Annotated in this window: 23 protein-coding genes; 9 read left to right on the top strand and 14 right to left on the bottom strand. The window is 51.2% G+C overall.

Annotated features, from left to right (window positions below; all coding sequences use genetic code 11):
* Positions 1-475: 475 nt before the first annotated feature.
* A complete protein-coding gene (locus HMPREF1487_RS27560; RefSeq protein ID WP_146766007.1) occupies positions 476-688 on the bottom strand; it encodes a hypothetical protein in 213 nt (70 codons plus the stop codon).
* A 105-nt stretch (positions 689-793) separates the two neighbouring features.
* Between HMPREF1487_RS27560 and HMPREF1487_RS25025 the strand changes: the two genes are divergently transcribed.
* The 3 genes from HMPREF1487_RS25025 (at position 794) to HMPREF1487_RS28175 (ending at position 2,433) form a co-directional block, all read left to right on the top strand.
* Positions 794-1,312 carry a hypothetical protein gene (locus HMPREF1487_RS25025; RefSeq protein ID WP_010799586.1) on the top strand — a complete coding sequence of 173 codons (519 nt, stop codon included), beginning with the start codon at positions 794-796 and terminating at the stop codon, positions 1,310-1,312.
* 92 nt (positions 1,313-1,404) lie between these two features.
* Entirely contained in the window at positions 1,405-1,935 is a 531-nt protein-coding gene (locus HMPREF1487_RS26510) for a hypothetical protein (RefSeq protein WP_010799585.1), read from the top strand.
* Positions 1,936-2,262: 327 nt separating this feature from the next.
* Positions 2,263-2,433 (top strand): hypothetical protein, encoded by a 171-nt coding sequence (locus tag HMPREF1487_RS28175; RefSeq protein WP_256205794.1) that lies wholly within the window; start codon positions 2,263-2,265, stop codon positions 2,431-2,433.
* 41 nt (positions 2,434-2,474) lie between these two features.
* On the opposite strand, the gene HMPREF1487_RS25010 is transcribed toward HMPREF1487_RS28175, so the two are convergent.
* The 11 genes from HMPREF1487_RS25010 to HMPREF1487_RS24960 all read right to left on the bottom strand — a co-directional run bounded on the left by HMPREF1487_RS25010 (position 2,475) and on the right by HMPREF1487_RS24960 (position 12,176).
* The gene (locus tag HMPREF1487_RS25010) at positions 2,475-3,422 is read right to left on the bottom strand and encodes a hypothetical protein (RefSeq protein WP_010799583.1); all 948 of its coding nucleotides are present in this window, start codon (positions 3,420-3,422) and stop codon (positions 2,475-2,477) included.
* Between the two features lie 206 nt (positions 3,423-3,628).
* Entirely contained in the window at positions 3,629-3,889 is a 261-nt protein-coding gene (locus HMPREF1487_RS25005) for a hypothetical protein (protein WP_154982430.1), read from the bottom strand.
* 318 nt (positions 3,890-4,207) lie between these two features.
* Positions 4,208-4,729 carry a hypothetical protein gene (locus HMPREF1487_RS25000; RefSeq protein ID WP_037031341.1) on the bottom strand — a complete coding sequence of 174 codons (522 nt, stop codon included), beginning with the start codon at positions 4,727-4,729 and terminating at the stop codon, positions 4,208-4,210.
* Between the two features lie 119 nt (positions 4,730-4,848).
* Positions 4,849-5,349, bottom strand: a complete 501-nt coding sequence (locus HMPREF1487_RS24995; protein ID WP_010799580.1) for a hypothetical protein — start codon at positions 5,347-5,349, stop codon at positions 4,849-4,851.
* Between the two features lie 75 nt (positions 5,350-5,424).
* Positions 5,425-6,348, bottom strand: coding sequence for a hypothetical protein (locus HMPREF1487_RS24990; protein ID WP_154982429.1), 924 nt, complete (start codon positions 6,346-6,348; stop codon positions 5,425-5,427).
* A 542-nt stretch (positions 6,349-6,890) separates the two neighbouring features.
* Positions 6,891-7,382 carry a DUF411 domain-containing protein gene (locus HMPREF1487_RS24985; RefSeq protein ID WP_083397974.1) on the bottom strand — a complete coding sequence of 164 codons (492 nt, stop codon included), beginning with the start codon at positions 7,380-7,382 and terminating at the stop codon, positions 6,891-6,893.
* 17 nt (positions 7,383-7,399) lie between these two features.
* Entirely contained in the window at positions 7,400-8,338 is a 939-nt protein-coding gene (gene copD / locus HMPREF1487_RS24980; RefSeq protein WP_010799577.1) for a copper homeostasis membrane protein CopD, read from the bottom strand.
* Between the two features lie 4 nt (positions 8,339-8,342).
* Complete coding sequence (gene copC / locus HMPREF1487_RS24975) at positions 8,343-8,723, bottom strand: copper homeostasis periplasmic binding protein CopC (protein WP_010799576.1); 381 nt, start codon at positions 8,721-8,723, stop codon at positions 8,343-8,345.
* Positions 8,724-8,824: 101 nt separating this feature from the next.
* The gene (locus HMPREF1487_RS24970) at positions 8,825-9,859 is read right to left on the bottom strand and encodes a copper resistance protein B (protein WP_010799575.1); all 1,035 of its coding nucleotides are present in this window, start codon (positions 9,857-9,859) and stop codon (positions 8,825-8,827) included.
* Between the two features lie 10 nt (positions 9,860-9,869).
* Positions 9,870-11,786 carry a copper resistance system multicopper oxidase gene (locus tag HMPREF1487_RS24965; protein ID WP_010799574.1) on the bottom strand — a complete coding sequence of 639 codons (1,917 nt, stop codon included), beginning with the start codon at positions 11,784-11,786 and terminating at the stop codon, positions 9,870-9,872.
* Between the two features lie 174 nt (positions 11,787-11,960).
* Entirely contained in the window at positions 11,961-12,176 is a 216-nt protein-coding gene (locus tag HMPREF1487_RS24960) for a co-regulatory protein PtrA N-terminal domain-containing protein (RefSeq protein WP_019365346.1), read from the bottom strand.
* Positions 12,177-12,491: 315 nt separating this feature from the next.
* Between HMPREF1487_RS24960 and HMPREF1487_RS24955 the strand changes: the two genes are divergently transcribed.
* The 6 genes from HMPREF1487_RS24955 (at position 12,492) to HMPREF1487_RS24925 (ending at position 21,355) form a co-directional block, all read left to right on the top strand.
* Positions 12,492-13,181 carry a heavy metal response regulator transcription factor gene (locus HMPREF1487_RS24955; protein WP_010799572.1) on the top strand — a complete coding sequence of 230 codons (690 nt, stop codon included), beginning with the start codon at positions 12,492-12,494 and terminating at the stop codon, positions 13,179-13,181.
* Positions 13,174-14,583 carry a heavy metal sensor histidine kinase gene (locus HMPREF1487_RS24950; RefSeq protein ID WP_010799571.1) on the top strand — a complete coding sequence of 470 codons (1,410 nt, stop codon included), beginning with the start codon at positions 13,174-13,176 and terminating at the stop codon, positions 14,581-14,583. Before HMPREF1487_RS24955 ends, HMPREF1487_RS24950 begins: the two co-directional genes overlap by 8 nt.
* A gap of 518 nt (positions 14,584-15,101) precedes the next feature.
* A complete protein-coding gene (locus tag HMPREF1487_RS24940) occupies positions 15,102-16,361 on the top strand; it encodes a TolC family protein (RefSeq protein ID WP_010799570.1) in 1,260 nt (419 codons plus the stop codon).
* A complete protein-coding gene (locus HMPREF1487_RS24935) occupies positions 16,354-17,841 on the top strand; it encodes an efflux RND transporter periplasmic adaptor subunit (RefSeq protein WP_010799569.1) in 1,488 nt (495 codons plus the stop codon). The genes HMPREF1487_RS24940 and HMPREF1487_RS24935 overlap by 8 nt, the downstream gene beginning before the upstream one ends.
* The gene (locus tag HMPREF1487_RS24930) at positions 17,838-21,002 is read left to right on the top strand and encodes an efflux RND transporter permease subunit (protein WP_010799568.1); all 3,165 of its coding nucleotides are present in this window, start codon (positions 17,838-17,840) and stop codon (positions 21,000-21,002) included. The genes HMPREF1487_RS24935 and HMPREF1487_RS24930 overlap by 4 nt, the downstream gene beginning before the upstream one ends.
* Complete coding sequence (locus HMPREF1487_RS24925) at positions 20,999-21,355, top strand: copper-binding protein (protein ID WP_010799567.1); 357 nt, start codon at positions 20,999-21,001, stop codon at positions 21,353-21,355. The genes HMPREF1487_RS24930 and HMPREF1487_RS24925 overlap by 4 nt, the downstream gene beginning before the upstream one ends.
* A 134-nt stretch (positions 21,356-21,489) precedes the next feature.
* Here HMPREF1487_RS24925 and HMPREF1487_RS24920 read toward each other — a convergent pair whose 3' ends face one another.
* Together HMPREF1487_RS24920 and HMPREF1487_RS24915 are read right to left on the bottom strand one after the other, a co-directional pair.
* The gene (locus tag HMPREF1487_RS24920; RefSeq protein ID WP_010799566.1) at positions 21,490-22,134 is read right to left on the bottom strand and encodes a class I SAM-dependent methyltransferase; all 645 of its coding nucleotides are present in this window, start codon (positions 22,132-22,134) and stop codon (positions 21,490-21,492) included.
* A 177-nt stretch (positions 22,135-22,311) separates the two neighbouring features.
* Positions 22,312-23,235, bottom strand: coding sequence for a cation diffusion facilitator family transporter (locus HMPREF1487_RS24915; RefSeq protein ID WP_010799565.1), 924 nt, complete (start codon positions 23,233-23,235; stop codon positions 22,312-22,314).
* Positions 23,236-23,241 lie beyond the last annotated feature (6 nt).

The raw sequence follows: 23,241 nt of genomic DNA, 5'->3' as shown, positions 1-23,241 counted from the left end.
TTACGACAAGGTTAGCCAGGGGTAGGTAGAGAGCAGACCTGATTGCGATTAGAGCTATATTTAGGCGCTCACTTTATAACCCCAATACCCCTCAGCCTTTCGTACCAGAATTCTTCCTTAACCTTATCAGCTCCGGAGATCGAGTAAAGTTTCCCGTCTAGCAGCCGTAAACCTTGAGGCTGGACGTTAGCAGCGTAGCCTGCGCTCTAGTGATGCTCAGCCCTGTTAAAGAGGCTTTTTGTTTTCTGAGGAGTTGTTTGGGTGTTGGTGGGGCTAGCCGCGTTTTACAGTTTTTGCGGCCTTTACTGCGTATGTGTAGACCCTTCTGATTCGGTACTACAACTCGAAGGGTTAGGCCTTCTTGTGGTAGCAATCCTTATAGCGAAAGAATTCCGCATAGAGCGGCAATCTCGCAAAAAGGATAGAGAGCTCGATTAACATAACCGCCTTGGTCAATCCAGCTCAGTATTGACCACTATCTTGAGGAGGCACAGCTACATTCACCTCCGAACTCCCAAGCTTCCTCTACCGTGACCTGCTTTATCGAGCAGCCTTGGGCTGCGTGTTGAAGCACGGCCTGGGTATCGGCAGTAGTTGCAAAGCGGTCGATGATCATCTGTACCGGCTCATTACACTTGCCGCAGATAATTACGGTAGCGGGTTCGGTCTTGAGGACTACTGAATTCATGATCAAGTAATAATGTGAAGTTGATAGCAATTTGGCGCCAGCATAACGGAAAGTAAGGTTTATGGCTCGAGGCAAAAGCTTGTTGTTTCATGAGGGGAGGGGCCGATGAGAGATCTATCGTTGTACCTTGAGAGCCAACACAAATCCATCACGATGGTTTCTCAGGGCTTAAAGTGGCCTGAGGATCGCGATATACCAAGCTCACCAGGTTGGTACTACATAAGTACCGATACACCTATTCATGTACTGCAACGCCAGAAACCGGTTCAAAAGCAATACACCAGAAAAAGGACTCAGCAGCGGGCAGGGGTCCGTAACTATGACATTGGAGCTCGAGCAAAGCGCTATACTGAAGATCTTTCCGAGTACTACAGCAAGATAGCTGTGTATTCAGGGATGGCCTCTAATCTGAGTTCTCGAGCCAGAGAACATTTATGCGCCGATCCGGGCACTGCAAGCTTAGCGATAGCTAACTTCCCAGAGTTGCTTAAGTACGAATGGTGCTTCCATTATCTGACTCTTGAGGACTTCATGAAGAACTGCCAAAACAGCAGCCTGCTCCTCAGGCTGGGTGAGCAGCAGTGGAGAGCAAAATATGGTTGGCCATTACTCAGCTCAGCTTAATGTCAGGTCGGAAGCAAAAATGCTGAAGACGGAGCGCACGAGCTCACCGTCATATTTAGATATCGATAATGACTGACGAGGCGCGACAACACATGGCCAGCAATGAACCAAACGTTGATGAGCTTCAACCGCGCCTTGATCGCTATGATCAATACTTAGAGTCACCTGAGTCCTATTTTAAACGAATCCAACATCTAATCCCTGGACTAGACTGCGACGTAGTTGATCAGTGGCTTTACGAACACTGGCAACAGCATGAACAATTCAGATGGCTCAATTTCAAACAAATCTATTCAACTCGGGAAACATGGACGCTAACAGAGATTCTGGAATCAGGTCTTCAGGATCACCCAGTTATCCAGCAGTACAAAGACTTCTACGCCAATGGATGTTACTCACCTCGGCTCAGACGGATCGCCACTTTTTTTGAGCTAAATAGAACCTGGCCGAAAGCCCCGATTATCTTAGAAAACCTGAGCGGTAAGTTAACCCTGCCGAACTACATGGCGCTTGAAAGACCGTTTCATCTTCTTGAAGGCCATCACCGGTTTGCTGTCTTTTCGACATACGCTGAACGTGGGCAGTTAGCCCCAAACCATGATGTGTGGATTATCCGAGGCTAATAGCTTATGGCAGGTAAGAGGGAGAAAACATGCGTCTAACAGAGGCAACAAATGAGCTATCAAGGCAGGCCTTCGAGTTTTTCTACTGGTTCTCACGCTTTGAGTTTGCTCTTAAGGAAAATAGCTATCTCAAAGGCAAAGCAGATGGGCGCCGAGCTGAGCCTGATTGGAATGGATTCATTCAAGACTGGCAAGAGAGTTACGTCATAACACCCGAGGCAGAATCGCTGCTAGCAAGTCCTCCTGAAATTCAGATTGTTACTAGGGAAGGTCTAGCATGGAAACCTGTCTCACATCGAAGGATGTCACTCAGACCTTGATAAAGTAGTGCGACTGATTAAAACCGTACGCAACAATCTCTTCCATGGAGGCAAGCATGGGAATTCTGGCTGGGACGATCCTGAACGAACTGCAAAACTACTGAGCGCCAGCAAAGCAGTGCTGGATACATTAGCGCGAATGGCCGAAATGGAAGCGGATTACACCCAGTTCTATTAAGGCTTGCGTTTGATATTGCGACCCGAACTTTTGAGCAAGTGCTACTTACCAGACAGCCGCTGATATACCTGCCAGGCGAGCCCTATACGCTGGCGCCATGATAGATTCAGTTTGGCCGGGTGGTGATGGGGTAGGGTATAGCCATTAAGCGGCTCGAGCCGCTCGTATTGCGATTTTAGATAGCGTTCCGCTCGCTGCTGCTCGCTTTCATCTGTGGCATACCATGTGCGCTCTTTGGCAAGGTATATCGATTCCAATCGGTTTTCAGCGCCAGCTGTTATAGACACCGCATCAACGGGTATAGAGATCAGGCCTGTCAACGAGCGATCTACGATAACCCATTCGCCATCCTCAACAGCTGCGCCACGAGGATTATTACTTCTACTGGCAATGACGCCGCTACACCAAACGATGTTTTCAACCGGATGTTCGATAGTTATTGTGACGGGATAGCCACCATAGTAACCACCCCCTGACCATGACGTTAATATATTAGACGGCATGTCAAATGAACGCCTACCAAGAAACTTGGCGGCCTTAGCGCAACCTGCAATACGACTTGCATATCCCTCAGTATCTGAGCCTTGAGCACCATCCGCTAAGCTCCGCTTCAGCGTTATCGTTGACCTGCCTTGGCGTCTAAAAACGTCCTGTGTGAAATCGTAGATTCGTCGAATTTCAGCAACGGCAGCCTGCACTTTTTCATGGCTATCAAACTGCTCACTGAAAAGACGGAACGTTTCTTCCTCTTCGGCTCCGTATGGTCTAGTCGCCTGGCAAACGTCAGGGTGCCAGGGAAGGCGATGAACATTCAGTGCCTGTGACACTAACCAAGTCAAAATGCCTCTTGGCGCCAGTCCCCAGGAATTCCAGTTACCAATTCTGTATGGCGCATGCTTGCCCAGTGATTCAGCATCATCTCCATAAGTCATCAAGCTGTAGAGCAGGTCATGGTTGATAGAGATGCGATCTTCAGGGGTGAATTTCATGGCAACTTCTTCTCTTACAAAACACACCAGGACAAAATCATTTGCACGTTATAGGCGCACCGCTAGACCAAGAGTCGTCATGAAGCAACAACCGTACTGGATATCACTACAGCCATAATGCTCAGAGCACTCTTTTTAATGAGAGAGCAATACAAGCTACCAACTCGGGTCCCACTGCAATTCGGGATCATCAATCATTTCGCTTACTAGATTCCTAGCCGTTTCTCTGCTTCGAGGACAGCTGCATGCATGATGGCTCGGCACTGGGCACCTTCTGGATCATCCTGGTAGTACTGCATAGGGCCTAGGGGCGTAAGTCCAGATAATCCCTTGGGCTTGTTCGGCATGACCGCTATACAGAGTCCATCTTCAGGCACTTCATCGTTGTCATGAAGCTCAAGTTCAATACCTAAGAGGCTAGCCAATCTCAATGCCTGATCCAGATTTTCACGCGGGTTCCAAACCATAGAAGCGCCGGATTCTACGTAGCCCCCAAGTCTGAGATCCCACTTGATCATAATCCCTGCGGCCTGAGCAGCTAGTTTGAGGCGCTCGTTAGGATCTTGTGTTTTGACCAATATCTTCACTATTTCCCCCTGTGATGCATTAGAACCAAGACCGTTTCGCCTAGCACAGCCGTGCTTGCATTAGGAATGGAGATATCAGAATGATTATCCCATCGAAGCTCCTCATATAAGGTAGCTACACGGCAGCCTCCCTTCATGGCTTCCACAGAACCGATTAGCGTCGCCTAAGGCAAAAATGGATACTTACTATCAGTAAATTTAGCCTTCATGCGTAACAGATTGGCTCAACGGATTTACTGTAATTGTGTAAGCACCCGTATCGAACGATACGTACCGTCCATCAGTGAGAAGATCTACTGCGCGTCCACGCTCATATTCGCTTGTGTCATCACTGGGATTGAGGATGTCGCTAGGGGTGTCAGTGAAAACCCAACCAACGATTTTCATTTGATGTCCTATCATCCCGATACAGATTTTCTGAGTTACCTTGACCTCTTGGCCCTGCATTGGGACTAACTTGGACTTACCCATTCCACACCCACCTTCTTGAACTTCAACGCTCAAAACTGGCTGATCAACTTTCAGATAGCCCGAAGCAGTTAAATATTTCATAGAGACCTTTACTGACCATGCGCTTACAGCTTGGCCGCCCTGGTTAACTGCATACGCCAATTGTGAACTCGCATTTGAGCCCTGCGGCAACGCATCAACAGCGGCTGTTGACACATTGTTATCCGCCGCCCCATAGGAGCTTAGGGAGAAGAGGGCAAGGGCAAGCATCGATCTATTCATGAGCATCTATTTTCAACCTTTAACTGCTTAGTTGATTGGCCAGCGGTCAGAGCTGACTTTCTGGGGGGGTCACTAGGCGCCTAGGCATCCATGTCTAACGACTTGAATTATTCAGGGGTTAGGACTTGTCCACGGGGCGAGCATGGTTGGTACACACCCTTAACAAGCCTCTTGATCCGTCTTGGGTCTATCTCATATTCAAATTCCCCTTCCTGGATCACGATGCGATTCCATGGATGATCAGAGACCAGCTCCCTAGCAGTCAGCGCTTCTTCTAGTGATAAAAAGGCTTCTCTGTAGCGACAATTTTCCACACCGCCTTTACTGTTTCCAGCCAACACGATGTACTTACCCTGAATGCCTGTATCGATTGTGGGCCTAACAAATGGAGTTAGGGTCATCAAAACCTCTGAAGGGATTGCATCAACCCACTCTAAAGCCATAGAGAGGGCTTCTTCATAAGTGAGTTCTGGGTAATCTCCAAGGTCATCCTCGATAAGGGAATCAATCCAATCGCGATCAAATCCTGGCATCGCAGGAAGGGAGGCATCTGAAGGGACCTTATCGATCCACGCCAAGGTATGAACTAGAGCCTGCTTTGGAGTCATTACTTTTACTCGTATTCCGCTGAATGAATGAAGGCTGGCCCTTATTTCAGCGCCAGCCCTGGCAAGTGGGAACGCTTAAGCTGCCGCTTTTAGTTGAAGCATAGATCTTGGCATCGGTGGCGCCTCGATAACGTACAGATGCTCGAGTCGGTGAAGATTAAAGATCTCTGTAAGACGCTCGACAAGCGCCTTGGCATCGTGCAGGTATGGTTTTAGACCATGCCGGTGAATTTGGTTACCTACCCGTAAAATGCGATCCCATTCTGAATGGCCACCTTTATTGATTTGCGCGGCGCCATAACGAATCAGGTAATGAACAACTTCAGAAGGAGCCGTATCCGTGTGAGGTCCATAATATTCAAGCGCACGGTCAAGTTCGAAATCGAAGAAGAGTTCGACGCCTTCGTCATCAAGACTGAATTCGTCTGCGGTATTGGCATCGGTGTAATAGATTCCATTCTTCTCAACAAGACGCTCACTATCACCAACTGCTGCCGAGCTATCCCGTAGACCTTCAACAAAGTCATTGAAATGGCGATCAACGAAAGGGACCTCCATAGATAAGGAAACATCTAGGTCCTTCCGCTCATAAATCTCATAGTCGTCAGGAATTGGATAGCGTTTGCCTTGCTCAAAGATCTCCTTGTATTCACGCAGAGCTGTGAATGGCTCCTGATAAGCGTAGCGGCCCCAGAGCAGTGAAATGGCCATGACTTCTTTAAGGCCCAGTAACTGGAAGCGCGGGGCTTTCCTATTAGCCTGAGCCCAAACGGCCTCTTCGGCATCAATCGAAAGTGCATAACGAAGCAACTCAAGAGTGAAGTCTGGTGAATAGGCATTCGGAGAAACCTTGATCATGCCTGTTTGTGGATTCACTGTACGCGCCAGCCAGTTACGGGCCTTGGGATCATAGTGGCGAGCCTTCAGGTAGTTTCTAAAGGCATTAAGAGGCTTCATCCAAAGATATTTGCCTGACTCTTCCTGCAACATATTTTCCATGCTGCGATCAGTGCTTACACGTGTGCATGTCCAGCAGCCATGTCTGGCGCCACAGCTCGTTTTGCTTTCAGCGCGGCCTGAAAAGTATATGTTGACCATGCATTCGCCAGCGGCTGAGTCACGATATACCTCAGTTAAGGCCTGGAAGTCAGAGAAGGTCTTAATGCGATTGGATGTTACGTTACCTAGAAATTCAAATACATCCAGGGTAGTAAAGTCTGCTATTGGGCTTAGAACCCACCTATCGCCGCCCTTGTCCTCATCAAGATTGACGGGCTTTGAGGCACTCTCGCCTCTCAGAGACATATTCCGGGCTCTAGCCTGGCTCTCATCACGGCTAACCTAATCTAGGTCAAGGGAAAAAAGTGTTACGTCCTTGTGAGCAGAGGACAAACCGGAGGTAACACTCTTGGAGTCTATTGGATAGAGACGGAGGATAATATCTCTTTCCAACAGCAGTAGTGTTACATCCTGCAGGTAGGCAATCAGACAATGCCTGTTGAAAAGGCAAGGAGCGGTTAAGAAGGGCTGGGGGTAAAACCTTATTTCTGTGGGTACTGCGCGACAATCTGCTCAGCGCCTTGCTTGGTCAGACCAAGCACTTGATACGGCTGTTGCTGATCCCCGTACTCCATACCAGGCGAACCGACTACCATGCCCGGAACCGCCATTCCAGCCAGATCACTACGTTTAGCCAGTTCTTTTACCTGCTCTGCCGGCACATGACCTTCAGCAAACTTTCCATTCACGACAGCTGTATGGCAGGACGCCAGGTGCGGCGTTACGCCTAAACGCTCCTTAACCGCACTCATATTGGTTTCGACATGGTCATGCACCTCAAAGCCATTGGCTTGCATGTGCTTGACCCAGTTTTTGCAACAGCCACAGTTAGCATCGCGATAAACATCAATACTTAGCTGTTCTTCTGCATGGCTAAAGGACTGAAATAAAGGAAGCGCGATGCTAGCGACCAACATCAGGTTCGCTAAACGGACACGTGTGTTTTTCATGATACTGCTCCGGTTGATTTTCATGAGCCCATAGCGAGAAGCTACTCCATGGCCATTTCTATCTCAGGACTCAAGGTACCCAACCAGGCAACCAGTCCAAGGATCAAAATGGCAGCGCCTATTTCCATAAAAAGACTACGACGCAGGGCTGTTACAGCCTGTTGATGCTGATAATGCTGAATGGAACGCTCAAGCAAAGGGCTCAGGCGAAAGCGATTGGCAGCTGCAAGTACCAGCATCAAGGCGAACAAGGCCAGCTTTGCAAGAAGAAGTTGTCCATAGAGGCTGGATAACAGGCCATCAAGCGTAGGGCCAACGATGAGTCCATAGTTGATTACCCCCGTTATCGAGAGCGTTACGACAATAACGGTTCCGGTGGTAGCAAAGCCGTTCAACACGCGACTAAGCAGATGCATATGCTCAGACGCTACAAGGCTTCCTGGGCGTAGTAGCAGGCCAAAGGCCGCCAATGCTCCTAGCCAGGCACCTGCTCCAACAAGATGGAAGATGTCGCTCGTAAAGTGAACATAGCGACGGGTGCCTTCATCCATTGCGCCATGTCCCGCCCAGGCAAGTGTAGCCAGGGCTACTGCCCCAAACAGGCTAACAAGCCCAAGGCACGCCAACGGCCAGCGCCTAAGTAGTAGGGCTGCCAGCAAGGCTAGGACCAGCGCGGCGATTCTGATAATCCAGGTAAAACCGACATCAGTACCTGTGATGATCATTTCAAATACATGCCGCTCCAGCTCCATGAACTGCGAGACGCCGCTCATGGACTTCGCCAGGACCAGCATGGCAAGCAAGGACAGCATGATTCCAAGTACTGCTGTCCCTGTAATGAGCGACCCGAACCGTAACGCTGTACCAGCTAGGCGCTCCCCTCCACGCAAGGCATAAAGACTAAAAAGGGGTAAGCCAAACAGCAGCATGAGGTCAGCGTAGAGCGCAAACCGAACAGCAATATTGATCCAGTCGCCCATGGCATCACTTCACTTTGAAAACAACACTACCCGTGATGGGATGGGTGTCAGAAGACACTGCGCGCCAGTCAACCTTGTAGGTGCCTGCCACCAAAGGCTTTGCCGGGGTAATAACCATAACCTGGGGATCATTACTGCCAGAGACTTTGGCCTCTATATTCATGGGCGGATGCTTCATGCCTGGCATTTCAGTCATGGTGAGTTTTGCACCTGAAAACTGGGTAGAAAGCTTTTCCGAAAATTTGAGCTCTATGTTCGCAGGGGAGGACACCTCGGCATTGGCTGCCGGGGTTGATGCAACAAGCTCAGGGTGAGCCTGGGCCAGGCTGCTCAGCAGCAAGCCAGACGTCATCGCTACACTGCCAAAAAGGGTACGTACAGACATGCAAGGCTCCTTACAGATAGGACTGTATAGTGAGTTAAAGACACTGTTTTCTGGAACAACTTAAGTGATCGCTCAATCGCTAAACAGGCGATACCGAACCGCTAGAACCACATACGGACACCTGCGACAAAGCGAGCTTCGCTCCTGTCCTCGCCTTCCTCTCGGGCATAGTCGGCCGTGTTTCCATAGGTACGGTTCCACGTCACGCCAATGTAGGGCGCAAACTCCCGGCGGATTTCATAACGAAGCCTGATTCCGATCTCAGTATCAGAGAGACCTGAGCCGATACCGCGGGCAGGATCGTTTTTTCCGTAGAAATTGGCTTCGGCAGTTGGTTGAAGTATCAGGCGGTTGGTCAGCAATATGTCGTAATCGCCTTCGAGGCGGGCGGCGGTCTGTCCATTTTCACCAATGAAAGCCGTGGCCTCTGCTTCAAAGTTATAGAGAGCCATTCCCTGTATGCCAAAAGCAGCCCACGTCTGTGGAGAGCCAGGTTTGAAATCCTGCCGGATACCACCTACTACATCCCACCAGGGACCAATAGCATGGCCCCATAAGGCCTGTACTTCTGCTTCTTCCGTTTTGCCATTGGTTCGCTCACCTTCAGAGCGAATCCATAAGCGATCAATATCACCGCCTATCCAGCCTTGAGCATCCCAGCTTAGGGCGTTGCCTTCATCAGCATCCTGCCACTCAAGCTGATCGAGCAGCAAAAAGGTATTAAGAGCCTTATCGTGTACAGCGTGGCCATCAGAGTCGATGAAGACTGCTGCGCGATCAGCGTCTGTTAACTCAGGAATAGGCGTGCGGCTCTGAGTCACTTTCTCCTGTCCCATAGTCTGCATCTGACTATGATCCATACCTTGCATCTGGCTATGATCCATACCCTGCATCTGGCTATGATCCATACCCTGCATCTGGCTATGGTCCATACCTTGCATCTGGCTATGGTCCATACCCTGCATCTGGCTATGGTCCATACCTTCCATCTGGCTATGGTCCATACCCTGCATTTGGCTGTGATCCATGCCCTGCATCTGAGCTTCTGCCGCCAAGGCTACAGGTATCTGCGCAGCGCCCAGCATTACAGAGAGGGCGCCGGCCAGCGTGTTCTTTGATCCAATCAGGTGCGACATATCGATATCCTCATTCTTCCACACGGACTTCACGGAACATGCCCATTTCCATGTGGTACAGGAGGTGGCAGTGATAGGCCCATCGCCCGAGGGCATCTGCTGTCACACGATAGCTGCGCCTTGATCCAGGAGGCATATCGATGGTGTGTTTACGCACCATGAAGTTACCGCTCTCATCTTCCAAGTCGCTCCACATTCCATGAAGGTGGATGGGATGCGTCATCATGGTGTCGTTCACCAATACGATCCTTACACGCTCACCATATTTGAGGCGAACAGGCTCTGCGTCCGAGAACTTCACACCGTTAAAGGACCAGGCAAATTTTTCCATGTGTCCGGTAAGATGCAGTTCGATTGTCCGGCTGGGATCACGGCCATCTGGATCCGGAAAGGTGCTTCTGAGATCGGCATAGGTCAGAACACGACGGCCATTGTTTCGAAGTCCCAGACCTGGGTCGTCGAGTTTTGGGCTGGTGCTCATTGCCTGCATGTCCACGAGGGGATTGTTTTGCTCGGAAGCGGGATGGGACTGCATAGCTCCCATTCCAGCCATACCGCCCATTGAGGACATGCCCTGCATTTGGCTATGGTCCATGCCTTGCATTTGGCTGTGATCCATTGCCTGCATCTGCCCACCGTCCATACCGGTCATGCCCTGCATGGAGTCATGGTTCATACCCTGCATCTGACTATGATCCATACCCTGCATGGACTGGCTGCCACTCATGGTAGACATGCCCTGCATTGAATCCTGAGTCATGCCCTGCATTTGGCTATGATCCATTCCCCCCATACTTCCATGGTCCATCCCACCCATCCCCATATCATCCATGGTGACAAGAGGGCGAAGATCAAGAGGGGGGACGGGCGCTGATAAACCCTCACTAACCGCCAGGGTGCCTCGGGCAAAACCAGTGCGGTCCATGGACTGAGCAAAAAGGGTATAGGCCTCCTGGGTAGGCTCAACAATCACGTCGTAGGTCTCGGCGACAGCAATTCTTAGCTCATCAACGGAAACCGGATTCACATAAAGCCCATCAGCAGCCACAACCGTCATCTTTAGGCCCGGAATCCGAAGATCAAAGTACGTCATGGACGAGCCATTTATGAACCGTAGTCGTAAACGCTCACCCGGTCGGAAGACACCTGTCCAGTTATCATCCGGCGCTTTGCCGTTTAGCAAGTAGGTGTAGGTATAACCACTGACGTCGGCCAGATCCGTGGGGTTCATCTTCATCTCGGCCCACATCTTGCGATCAGCCATGGTTGCAGACCAACCTTTCTCACTGACGTCGTTGATGAAGTCGCCTACGGTGCGCTTGTTAAAGTTGTAGTAGTCCGCCTGCTTCTTGAGCTTTTTCATCAAGCGGACAGGATCCTCGTCGGTCCAGTCGGTCAGCATCACCACATAGTCACGATCGTAGGTAAAAGGCTCAGGGTCCTTGGCATCAATGACCAACGGCCCATATACCCCTGACTGCTCCTGGAAACCGGAATGACTGTGATACCAGTAGGTACCGTTCTGCTTGACCTTGAACCTGTAGACATACATGCCATCGGGCTCGATGCCATGAAAACTAAGCCCTGGTACGCCATCCATGTTGGCCGGCAGGATAATGCCGTGCCAGTGGATGGAGGTTGTATCCTTCAAGCGATTTCGGACTCGAAGCGTCACCGTATCACCCTCACGCCAGCGCAGCAGAGGGCCTGGCAGCCCACCATTGATGGTCATGGCGGGTTTCGATTTACCGGCGATAATGACTGGCGTCTCTCCGATCAGGAGGTCAAACTCAGTACCGGTCAATACATTCGGCACGCCAGGATTTGTGATCGCCCAAACTGGGTTACGCCACAAGCCCAGTCCACCCAGTAGGCCTCCGGCGGCCATACCCTTTACGAACGTTCGCCTTGAAGTTTTGGATTGCATGCCGTGTGTCCAATCAGTCATTGAGTCAGAGCCGTTATGAAAGGAAGGTGTACAGGGCAAGGCAGACATCACCAGCCCTTATGTCAACGCTTCCCAGCCTACAAGCGCGACGAAAATGCCATATTTGAGTAAGCCGCATGATTACATTTCTGTAAGGTTGGCCTGCTCAAGCGCTTAGCAGTGCGAGTGCTTCCTGGTCTCCTTATCCTCCGCGACTATGGTGGCTGCTTTGGACTCCTGAGTTTGCATGGCAGCGACCGATGCTTCACGGGCCTGAGCCATACGGTCAAAGACACGATCACCACCGCTTTCGGCCATAGCCAAAGAGGAGAGCATTAGTGCAGAAGCAATAAAGAATGATTTAACAGCGTTCATTTTCAGTACCTTCATGTGATTAAGTATTCCCTGTTCGCCTCTAGGTAATCGCAGGGAAAGCGTTAAGCTCGGGATAACCTTAATCACTCAAGCCTGTCGGCAGGATGAAGTGAAAATTACAGTTTAGTCAGCTGTGGGAAAACGCTGGGCGTCCCTGTCAAGAACTCAATAGGATTGCTTTGAGCGGCCTGCAGACCTTGCTGTAACAAACATTGACACTAGACGAGCAACCTGACTGCAACCTTAGCGGCACATTACATTTCTGTAAGGTTCTCGTCAGCTCCACTACGCTAGAGGCACAATCCTCTTTTCTACCTGGGGTACTGTCGTATGAAAATCCTTATTGCTGAGGACGAACCCAAGATAGGAATGTACTTACAGCGAGGACTAGGCGAGGCAGGCTTTACCGTTGACCGCGTGACCTCTGGTACCGAGGCACTCCAACAGGCGCTGGGCGAGGCTTATGATCTATTGATTCTGGACATCATGATGCCTGGTCTTGATGGCTGGGAGGTACTCAAGGTACTGCGCGCGGCTGGCAAAAGTGTACCAGTGCTTTACCTGACGGCTCGGGATCAGGTTGAAGACCGAGTCAAGGGACTTGAACTGGGCGCAGATGACTATTTGATCAAACCGTTTGCCTTTTCCGAATTACTTGCGCGTGTCAGAACGCTGTTACGTCGGAGTACTAGCGCACCAACCCAGACCCTGATGAGCATTGCCGACCTTGAGGTCGACCTTATGAAACGCAGGGCATTTCGGGGTGGAAAACGCATCGATCTGACGTCCAAGGAATTTGCGCTGCTTGAGCTTCTCTTGCGTAGACGGGGTGAGGTCCTGCCTAAATCGCTGATTGCATCCCAGGTCTGGGACATGAATTTTGATAGCGATACAAATGTCATCGAGGTAGCCGTGCGGCGTCTACGGGCAAAGATTGACGACGGCTTTGACGTCAAGCTTATTCATACTTCACGAGGTATGGGCTATATGCTTGAAGGACCGGAAGAAGACAATGGGTAGGCAGCCCTCATTAACAGCCCGCATCAGCTTGATGTTTATGCTGGTCGTTGCAATAGTCCTTACTGCAGCTGGGCTCATTTTCACCCACCTCAGCCATAAGCACTTCCAGATGATGGATCAGATGGCTCTGGAGGAGAAACTGCACGCCGCTGAAAATACGCTTAAGACCTTATCGAGCGTGGCAGATATTGGGCTTTTACACCCTCAACTAAAAGCCCTTTTAAGCGCTCATGAGGAACTCGTGGCCGTTATCCAGGATCATGCTGGAAATGAGCTGTTTGCAAGCTCAAGCCAGCGAACTATTCCCGCACAATTCAGCTCAGAAAAAGCAGGGCAAATCTGGGAATGGCATGATCAGGAGCATATGTTTCGTGGCCTTACCGATCATGTCACCCTACCAGAAGAGCCGCCCCTCACCATTATGGTTGCGCTTGATGTGACCATGCACATGACCTTTTTTGAGTCCTTGCAAAAGTGGTTCTGGATCGGATTGGTGTGCAGTGCATTGATTAGCGCAGCATTGGGCTGGGTAGTTGTACGCAAAGGACTTCGACCTATTGGACAGGTAGCCAGGGTTGCAGCGTCTGTATCAGCCAAATCGTTAAAGGCACGCATCCCCTTGGCACCTGTTCCGTATGAGTTGCAGGAGTTGGTGTCATCATTCAATGCCATGCTTGATAGATTGGATGACTCATTTGTTCGACTGTCCAACTTCTCCGCTGATATCGCACACGAGCTACGTACGCCTGTAGCGAATCTAATAACGCATACCGAAGTGATCCTTTCCCGCAAGCGGAATATCGAAGACTATGAGGAAAATCTCTACTCAAATCTTGATGACCTCAAGCGCATGGCTCGCATGATTGATGACATGCTGTTCCTGGCCAAAGCGGATAATGGATTGATCATTCCTGCCCGGCAGAACGTAGATCTACGCGAAACGGCGGAAAAGCTTGCGGAGTACTATCAGCTGCTTGCCGATGAAAAGGACATCAAGTTGATCGTTGAGGGCTATGGTTCAATCAAAGGGGATATCCTGATGATCCATAGGGCTATCTCAAACCTGCTCTCAAACGCGCTGCGCTATACCCCTGAGAGAGAAACTATCAAGGTAGAGGTCAGGGAAGATAATGCCTACGTGGTTCTGACGGTAAAAAACCCGGGCCCAGCCATTGCCCCCGAACACCTCGACAAGCTGTTTGATCGGTTCTACCGGGCAGACCCTGCACGGCGAGAGGGTAGTCCACATAATGCAGGTCTAGGACTCGCGATTACCCGTTCCATTATTGAGGCTCATCATGGACGTGCAGGATGTACCTCGGCAGGGGGAGTGACCCAGTTTTTCTTCGAGTTTCCAAAAGCTGTAGAGTGCACATACTCAAAGACACATTTGGCGCAATAATTTTGCAAAACGCATAGAGCGATTAAGTCTGGTCTTGGAAGCATTGTGGGTTGTCTGAGATTTGGCTAACATCTGAGAGTGAATGTATTTATAAGGTTTTGCCTACTCTTGGTGCTTAGTCTAACGCTTCCCATGGCCGGGACGGCGGGCGCGGCATTTGTAGCTGAACCTTGCCCCATGCAGCTGCAGCACAAGGACATGTCGAAAGGCATAATAGAAGATAGCTGCTTTGATAAAGAAAAAAGTTTTCATAGCGGCAGCAAAATCTGCAAAACAGGTGAGCAGTGCCAAGCCAATAGTGCAATTCAAGTCACTTCTCTGAAAATCTTTCCTCCTCTAGAGTCACTGGTTATTCACCAGCCTCTTGCTGAGTTTATTCCATACCCTAGCCTTGATACGGTCTGGCGACCTCCCCGCGTCTAATTCCTGATTTGTCCTAAGCTTATCTTGCGCCTCGATGGTCGCAGGGATGTCTATGCACGCATGCATGGCGTGCCAGAACATGACGGAATTGTGCAATGATTTTTCAATGTAATCATAACGGGCGCCTGTCTTGGGGCGTTCTAGCTGTGACGTTTATGGCTGTGCCGAGGTTGGCTCCGGCATTAACCCTTGATGAAGCCTTACTATTGGCTGAGCATGAGGCGCCTTCGATGAGAGCCAGGCGGGCGGACATCGAAGCGGCTCGCAGCGCCGCCATCCCGGCTGGTGAGTTACCGGACCCCAGGCTTTCTCTCGGCCTGCAGAACGTACCTGTCGAGGGCCAGGACCGGTACAGTCTTAATCGAGACTCCATGACCATGCAAATGGTTGGCATCATGCAAGAGGTGTCTAATAGTGATAAGCGCCGCGCACGCGTCGAAGCCGCCCAGGCTGAAATACTTCAGGCAGAGGCAGAGCAACAGGTAGAACGGCTTAGTGTCAGGGTAGAAACCGCCCTGGCCTGGATAGAGGCCCGAGCGATCGAGCAGAAACTGGCGCTCTTTGGGAGTCTCTACAATGAAAACCGCCTCTTTGGCAAAGCGGTGCAGGCTACCATTGCAGGCAATGCAGGAATGGCGGCTGATAGCGTCATCCCTAGACAGGAAGCTGCCACTCTAGCGGAAGAGGAGGATGAGCTACATCGCGCTCTAACGCAGGCACGCGCTGCACTGCGCCGCTGGGTTGGACCCGCCGCAGACGAACCGCTATCAGGAAATCTGCCCCTATGGCCTGTTGATACGCATCATTTCAAACATAATCTCAGGCAGCACCCTAATGTAGCCGTTTTCGGGCCCAGAGCCAGCGTAGCAGAGGCTGAAATACAGGAAGCTGTTGCTGAAAAAAAGCCTGACTGGGGCTGGCAGGTAGATTATCAGCATCGCGGTCGCGAGTACGGTGACATGGTCAGCCTTCAGGTCAGTTTTGACTTGCCGCTATTTACTACTTCCCGACAGGATCCCAAGATTGCAGCCAAACGGTCGCAGCTCATTCAACTTGAAGCCGAGCGCGAGGCCATATTGCGCGAGCATGCGCAGATGTTGGAGAGCGACCTGGCTGAATATGAGCGCCTCCATAATTCCCTTGAGCGTAGCCAGAAAACCTTTGTTCCTCTAGCCAAGGAGAAGGTGGATCTTGCCATGGCAAGCTATCGCGCCGGAAAAGGCGATTTGGCCGCCGTGGTCGAGGCGCGCCGTGATCTGATTCAGGCTCGTCTCAAGCTTATCGATATTACCCAGCTGCAAGCGCTGACCAGTGCTCGTCTGCATTTTGCGTACGGAGCACATTCAAATGACTAAACGAATCCTTATAGGGTCATTGTTCGTGTTGATGATTGCTGTGCTTGCCGGCCTTCTGGGCTATTGGCTAGGCAAGCCATCGCCTGCCCCCAATCTGCCTGTGGATCAAAATCAGCCTTCCTCTGTAACCGCTGATCAATCTGAAAAAAAGGTGCTGTATTGGTACGACCCTATGTACCCCCAGCAAAAGTTTGATAAGCCTGGTAAATCGCCATTCATGGATATGGAGCTCCAGCCGCGCTATGCCGATGAGAGTGGAAATAGCGCTGCCGTTACAATAGACCCAGGCATTACGCAAAACCTTGGAATGCGCGTCTCTCCTGTGACTCGGGAGTCTCTCGCTCAAACCTTAAGTGCGTCGGGAGCGCTGACCTATGATGAGCGGGACGTAGCAGTTTTGCAGACACGCAGCGGCGGGTTTGTGGAGCGGGTATATGACCTTGCCCCTGAAGATATTATTAAGAAAGGCGCACCGTTAGCTGACCTGTTGGTACCGGAGTGGGCTGCTGTGCAGGAGGAGTATCTTGCACTTCGGGCATTGAACGAGCCAGCATTGTTGGCAGCGGCTCGCCAGCGGATGCGTCTTGCCGGTATGCCGCAAGTACTGATTGAACAGGTTACGCGTAGCGGCAAGGCCAGTCCTGTATGGACGATTACCAGTCCAATTGAGGGGGTACTTGAAACCCTAGATATACGTCAGGGAATGACGCTTGCTGGCGGTGCGCTCGTTGCCCGGATCAATGGTATCAGCAGTATCTGGCTTGAAGTAGCCGTACCTGAGGCGCAAATTTCTGCTCTGTCTGCTGGACAACCCGTTCAAGCACACTTACCTGCCTATCCAAGTGATGTACTTAACGGCACGATCAAGGCGATTCTGCCGCAAGCTAACCCTGAAAGCCGAACGGTGCGGGTTCGAGTAGAGTTGCCTAACCCACAACAACGTCTACGACCCGGCATGACGGCTGAAGTCATCCTCAGCAGCGATCAGTACGATGCCTTGGTCATACCCGCCGAAGCGGTGATCCGTACTGGCAAACGAGCAATAGTCATGCTTGCTGAGAACGCTGGCCAGTACCGCCCCGTAGAAGTCAGGGTAGGCCGTGAAATAGCAGACAAAGTCGAGATCCTACAAGGTCTGGAAGAGGGCCAGCAGGTTGTTGCCTCGGGACAGTTTCTGCTGGATTCTGAAGCTAGTTTACGCGGACTCACCGCTCAGCCGCTTGAGCCGTCAGCCAGCGCCTCCAAGCCCGCCCTGCATGAAGCTGAAGGCACCATTATTGAGCTTGGTGACGACATGATTACCCTCTCTCATGGGCCTTTCATAACACTTGGCATGCCTGGAATGACCATGGGCTTTCCACTGGCAGACAAATCCCTTGCCGCCAACCTCAAGACAGGTGATCAGGTCCGGTTTGCAGTACGCCAGACGGATGATGGCCTACTGATCGAGCGTATTGAGCGCCTGGGAGGTCAGCCATGATTGCTACAGTCATCCAGTGGTCTGTCGGCAATCGATTCCTGATCCTCCTGGCGACACTGTTTGCGGTGGTATGGGGCATTTGGTCAGTGAAGAACACGGCCGTTGATGCACTGCCTGATCTTTCCGACGTACAGGTCATCATCCGTACGCCCTATCCCGGGCAGGCGCCCCAGATCGTTGAAAATCAGGTTACCTATCCGCTGACCACTACCATGCTGTCGGTTCCTGGAGCCAGGACGGTACGGGGCTACTCTTTCTTTGGCGACAGTTACGTCTACATACTGTTTGAGGACGGCACCGATCTTTATTGGGCCCGCTCGCGAGTTCTGGAGTATCTCAGCCAGGTGCAGGGGCGTTTACCCGCCGCGGCAAAGCCTGCGCTGGGGCCGGATGCTACAGGCGTAGGCTGGATTTTTCAGTATGCCCTGGTTGACCGCAGCGGAGGACATGACCTGGCCCAGCTACGATCACTACAGGACTGGTTTCTCCGCTATGAGTTGAAGACATTACCCAATGTGGCGGAAGTCGCACCGATTGGTGGGATGGTCAAGCAGTACCAGATTGTGCTGGACCCTATTCGTATGGCTAATCGAGGCGTGACTCAGCAACAGATCGCTGAAGCTATCAACAAGGCCAACCAGGAGACGGGGGGAAGTGTGCTTGAGCTGGCTGAGACCGAGTTCATGGTTCGAGCCCCGGGCTACCTGCAGACCCTAAACGACTTTCGTGCTGTTCCTTTGCGGTTGGATACCAGTGGTGTTCCTGTAACCTTAGGTGATGTCGCCCATATTCAGCTAGGCCCGGAGATGCGGCGTGGTATTGCCGAACTTGATGGCGAGGGTGAAGTAGTGGGAGGCGTGGTGATTCTCCGTAGTGGCAAAAATGCTCGGGATACGATTGCCGCCGTCCAGGCAAAACTGGACAACCTCAAGCAAAGCCTTCCGGAGGGCGTTGATATCGTTACGACGTATGATCGCAGCAAGCTCATTGATCGTGCTGTAGAAAACTTAAGCTTCAAACTGATCGAAGAGTTTGTCGTTGTGGCGCTGATTTGCGCCTTGTTTCTCTGGCACTTGCGTTCCTCATTTGTAGCCATCGTGTCACTGCCTGTAGGGGTGCTAATTGCCTTTATCATCATGCAGCGACAGGGGGTTAACGCTAATATCATGTCTCTTGGCGGAATTGCCATTGCGATTGGCGCAATGGTCGACGCCGCGATTGTCATGATAGAAAATGCTCACAAGCACATCGAAGCCTGGCATAGACACTATCCTGACAGGCCGCTTAAGGGTAATGAGCACTGGAAAGTAATCACTCAGGCCGCGATTGAGGTAGGGCCAGCGCTTTTCTTCAGTCTGCTGATCATTACTCTTTCGTTTATACCGGTTTTTACCCTGGAAGCTCAGGAGGGCCGTTTATTCGGTCCGCTGGCCTTTACTAAAACCTATGCCATGGCGGCAGCGGCAGGCCTTTCGGTTACGCTGGTTCCTGTACTGATGGGCTACTGGATCCGCGGCAAGATACCTGAAGAGCATCGTAACCCACTCAACAGGTTACTCATCCGCCTCTATCAGCCCGTATTGGATACCGTGCTACGTTGGCCCAAAATAACGCTTCTGGTAGCACTCCTGGTTTTTCTTACCGGCATTTGGCCTGCTACCCGCTTGGGAGGAGAATTCCTGCCACCGTTGGATGAAGGCGATCTGCTCTACATGCCCACAGCGCTGCCAGGGCTTTCAGCGCAAAAGGCAAGCGAGCTCCTGCAGCAGACCGACCGCTTAATCAAAACCGTGCCGGAAGTGGCACATGTATTTGGCAAGGCTGGACGTGCTGATACGGCAACAGACTCAGCGCCACTTGAGATGTTTGAGACAACTATTCAATTCAAGCCCAGGAATGAATGGCGAGCAGGCATGACCACCGAGAAGCTTATCGAGGAGCTGGACCATACGGTGCAGGTGCCTGGGGTAGCTAATCTCTGGATTCCACCTATCCGTAACCGAATAGATATGCTGGCCACTGGGATCAAGAGTCCAATCGGCGTAAAGGTCTATGGAACGGATATTGCGCAGATCGATAAGGTGACTCAATCAGTTGAGCGTATCGCCAAAACAGTACCAGGCGTTACGTCAGCGCTGGCTGAGCGCCTGTCGGGTGGACGCTATATCGATGTGGATATCGATCGTAGCGCTGCCGCCCGCTATGGTCTGAATATCGCTGACGTACAAGCTATCGTAGCCGGTGCCATTGGCGGTGAGACCATTGGAGAGACGGTCGAGGGCCTGGCACGCTATCCGATCAATCTACGCTATGGGCGTGAATGGCGAGACTCTCTGACAGCGCTGCAGCAGTTGCCTATTTACACTCCTCAAGGTAGCCAGATCACTTTGGGGACCGTGGCATCGGTCAAAGTCAGCGACGGGCCACCCATGCTGAAAAGCGAAAACGCTCGTTTGACTGGTTGGGTATATATAGATGTTCGCGGTCGCGATATGGCGTCAGTTGTAGCTGACTTGAGTCAGAAGATCGAAGCTGAGGTCAAGCTGAGCCCAGGGATGAGCGTTAGCTATTCTGGACAGTTTGAGTTCATGGAGAGGGCTAATGCACGGCTCAAGCTTGTGGTGCCTGCCACGCTTTTGATCATCTTTGTTCTCCTATATTTTATCTTCAATCGTTTTAATGAAGCACTTCTTATCATGGTCACGCTTCCCTTTGCTCTTACTGGAGGTGTCTGGTTTCTTTATGTACTGGATTATCACCTTTCAATTGCAACAGGGATTGGTTTTATTGCTCTGGCCGGAGTTTCGGCGGAGTTTGGTGTAATCATGCTGCTTTATCTGAGAAATGCATGGCATGAACGGTTAGAAGCAGGCCATAACCATGAGCGTGCGCTGGTTGAGGCTATTCGTGAGGGTGCTGTACAGCGTGTACGTCCTAAAGCAATGACCGTTGCGGTGATCATTGCCGGCCTTCTGCCCATTCTCTGGGGAACCGGTACCGGAGGAGAGATCATGAGCCGCATCGCCGCACCAATGGTAGGCGGTATGATCAGTGCGCCCTTGCTTTCCTTGTTCGTCCTGCCAGCAGCCTACCTTCTGATGCGCCGTCGACAGTTTCGCGATTCCTTCAAAACAGATAACCCCCCTGGAGAACACTCATGAAAATCGCAAGTATCGTTTTCGCCTCATTGCTTGTTTCACCTGCGCTATTTGCTGCGGAAAAACAGTCCATGGAGGGTATGCCGATGGATCATAAGGGCATGGACATGCCGATGGATCAAAAGGCGACCACAAAGACGGGCAAGGCTACTGGTGTTGTCAAAAAGGTTGATACTGAGAAGGGGTCCGTGACGATTGCTCATGGGCCGGTCGAAGCATTGGGCTGGCCATCCATGACAATGGGCTTTAAAGCCGAGGCCACCCAGTTACAAGGTCTCAAGCAGGGCGACAAGGTAAAATTTGAGTTTGCCTCCACGGGAATGGACTCAACCATTACCCGTATTGAAAAGCAGTAACTGAAAGGGCCACCGTTCACGGTGGCCCTCTGACATGGCTGTTATTTAACTAAACGCTTGCAGCAAAAACTCTTAGTTGCACCTAATAATAGGGGTGTGTATGAATGCTGCTTCTGGTTGGGTAAGGGTAAATGTCAGAGAGCATCAGCGGTTGACTTGGCACCCTCTAGATCAGCCAGCCCTTCATACATATAGCTCATTGGCTTAACCATGCTCTGGTAGCTGTTCTCAAGCCTGGCTATTCGAAAACCGCTGTCCCTGAGCAGTTCATCAATGGAACGATCCAGATGGCATCCGCCTACAAAACGGCTCCACATGGGCGTCAGCTTCTGCTGCCAGCGAGCAACGCCTGGATCCGACGCCAAACCATGTTCGCAAAAGGCGAAATACCCATCAGGTTTGAGTACTCGACGAATCTCATGGAGAGCCATGCGGATATCTGGAACGCTACATAGTGTCCAGGAGCAAAGTGCAGTATCTATGCTCCGATCAGGCAAAGGAATATGCTCAGCCGTGCAATGCAGGATCTCGATGGGAAAAGGCGCATGCGATACGTCCTTCTGACCCAGCTTTAACATATTGGCGTCAGGCTCAAGCGCATAGAGCCGCTCAACCTGATCCGGGATGTAGAAGGGCAGATTGCGTCCTGAACCAAAGCCAATTTCCAGTGCTACCCCCTTGGCCTGAATCGCTAAACGCCTTCGGTAGGCGTCAAGGCGCCGGGAGTTCATTACTGAATGAATCAGACAGGGTAATACGCACTGGTCGTACACTTTCATAGCTCAGCTTCCACACCCAGGAGCGATGGCTCTACCGATCAAGATTAGCTATTTCCTTTTATCAGGAAAGGGATAGCAAAGGGTATTCCCAGCCAATTTACTCAGGCCATCCCTGGCGCCGAGTGTTAAGTATGTAGGCCAAGGCCCATAATTATTGTTTAAAAGCAGTGCTGAGCGTTAAACCAGCTGGGTCTCATGAGGGGCCAGTCCTTGCTCTACCTGAAGCGTACAGTGATGAATTGAATACCTGTCCTTGAGCGTATGCATTGTCTCATTCATGAAGGTATCTCCCGGATAGCCATTGGGCATCACCAAATGCACCGTTAGGGCGTTTTCTGTAGTACTCATCCCCCAAATATGAAGGTCGTGTATGTCTTTCACGCCGTTTAGCTGCAGGAGGTAGGTCTCGATCTCATTACGATCAACGCTGTTGGGTACAGCATTAAGTGCAAGATCTACAGAGTCACGCAATAGTGACCAAGTGCTGATTATGATGATGGCTACAATGATCAGGCTCAGGATGGGGTCGATCCAGTGTGCGCCGGTAAAGTAGATAGCGACACCTGCAAGGACCACGCCGAGTGAGACGCCTGCATCAGCTGCCATATGAAGAAATGCGCCTTTGACATTAAGATCACTTTTGCTGCCCTTGATGAAAAGAAGCGCTGAGGCACCGTTTATGAGGATGCCGATGCCAGCTACTATGGAAACGGTCAGCCCGGATACCGCTCCGGGGTTTGAAAAGCGGGTGACTGCTTCCCAGGCAATGGCACCGCAGGCAACAAGAAGCAGCACGGCATTACCTAGTGCAGCAAGAATAGATGTACCCCTCAAACCATAGGTGAATTTATGGCTAGGGGCTCTTCTCCCTAAAAGAGCAGCTCCCCACGCCAGTATCAAACCTAATACGTCAGACAGGTTATGCCCAGCATCAGCAATAAGGGCCGTTGAGTTTGCAGCGATGCCGTAAACAAACTCGACAATAACAAAGCCGGTATTCAAGGCTGTCGCTATCAGGAAGGCCTTGTTATTCGTGTCAATGTTTCCATGTGCATGTGCATGTGCATGTGCATGTGCATGGCTGTGCTCGTGATGATCCATAAAGGC

It is taken from the genome of Pseudomonas sp. HPB0071 (assembly GCF_000478505.2).
In the GTDB taxonomy this organism is placed as follows: Bacteria; Pseudomonadota; Gammaproteobacteria; order Pseudomonadales; family Pseudomonadaceae; genus Chryseomonas; species Chryseomonas luteola.
This window is presented reverse-complemented; position numbering and strand designations above follow the sequence as displayed.